This window comes from Pedobacter sp. 01N416 (assembly GCF_056399685.1).
In genome coordinates this window covers 1-1,655 of sequence record NZ_JBFTRT010000813.1, presented here as the reverse complement: position 1 = coordinate 1,655, position 1,655 = coordinate 1, and the positions used below count along the sequence as shown (strand labels likewise).

The 1,655-nt window shown below is 39.2% G+C and carries 1 protein-coding gene; it reads left to right on the top strand.

What is annotated here, in order from left to right:
• Nucleotides 1-235: 235 nt before the first annotated feature.
• A partial coding sequence (locus AC1DND_RS27425) for a discoidin domain-containing protein (RefSeq protein WP_477585962.1) occupies nt 236-1,655 on the top strand: 1,420 nt, incomplete at its 3' end.

Below are 1,655 nucleotides of genomic sequence, written 5' to 3'. Positions count from 1 at the left end.
GTTTTAATTCAATCTACTGTATAAGTTTGTTTGTAACTTAAATTCAGATAAGGTAAAAATCTATTTACAATACGCTCTTTTTAAGGTTTGGAACAGTGGCCAAGACTGGCAAATTATGGTGATATAAAATCTTCGCATTAAAATCGACAAGATTAGGTAAAGAGGCTGAGTGCAGCATATAAAAAGCAACAACAACCAATTCCAAATATTATCAACCTAAACCTAAAATTATCGTATGAAAAAAAACAGTTTACTTTTAACAGGGCTATTCTGTGCCTGCCTGTTCGCCCTATCTTGTAAAAAGGCCGAAGTATTACAACCAGAGGAAAAAACCTTCTCTATTAACAAAAAATTAGCTACAACCAACATTATTACCCAAAGCCGCAATGTAAATGTTGTTTATTTTGTACCTAACGACCTCGATACCCTTGCGGGTTATAGAAAAAGGTTGAGCGATCTTTTATTATGGACACAAGATTGGTACAAACAAGAAATGAACCGCAATGGTTATGGCAATAAAACATTTGGCCTTGCTGATGATGGCACAGGAAATGTAAAAATCCTAACCATTAGAGGAACGTTGCCAAAAGCAAGTTATCCATATTCTGGAGGTAGCGGCGCAGTGGCAAGCGAAGTAAACGCTTATTTTGCTGCGCACCCCGCAGATAAAACCAGCGATCATACCTTGATCATTATTCCAAGATATTCTATCGGCACTGATGGTACACCAAGCGGAGGTCCGTTTTATGGTACCGGCAGATGGTGTTACGCGCTGGATTATGAAGAAATGGACATTGCAAATCTTGGCTTAAGCACTACCGTCGGCAACCGCTTCAGTGTTTGGTTTGGAGGCATGGTACATGAACTTGGTCATGGATTAAATCTACCGCACAACAGACAGAAAGTTTCTGAAAACTCAACTTTAGGTATGGCATTAATGTGGGCAGGTAATGGAACCTTAGGAAAAAGCCCTACATTTTTAACCGCTGCAGACGCGGCTATTTTAAATGCCAATCAGGTTTTCAATAATAACGCTAACACCTATTACGGTTCGGTAACCAGCAGCATTAATAAAATATACGCCAGCTACTCCAGCACTTTGGCTTCTATAGTGGTATCAGGTAAATTTACTTCAATCGGTAATGTAACCAGCATTTTATACTATAATGATCCGAATGTAAACAATGAAGGTACAGGTGTAAACCATGATTATAATGCCATTACGTGGGAATCGAAGAAAATCGGCACAGATAGCTTTAGGGTTGTAATGCCAATTGCCGATTTGCAGGAAAAAGCCGATGGTATTCCATACGAACTGAAAGTTAAATTGGTACATGACAATGGAACCGTAACCGAACAGATTTATGCTTATACTTTTTCAGGAGGCTTACCAGTATTAAATTTTTCAACGAAAAATGAGTTAAGCAAAACAGGGTGGAGTATTGCTTCATTTAGTTCTGAAGAAACCAGCGGCGAAGGTGCTACAAATGGCAGGGCGATCAGATTAATCGACGGAAACGCAAGTACTTACTGGCATTCGAGATGGAGCAGCTCAGCAACAAGCTATCCACATACTATAGTAATTAATTTAGGAGCTTCAAAAACCGCAACAGGTTTAAGTTTAACACAGAGAAGTGGTTTAAGCAGGGCTGTGA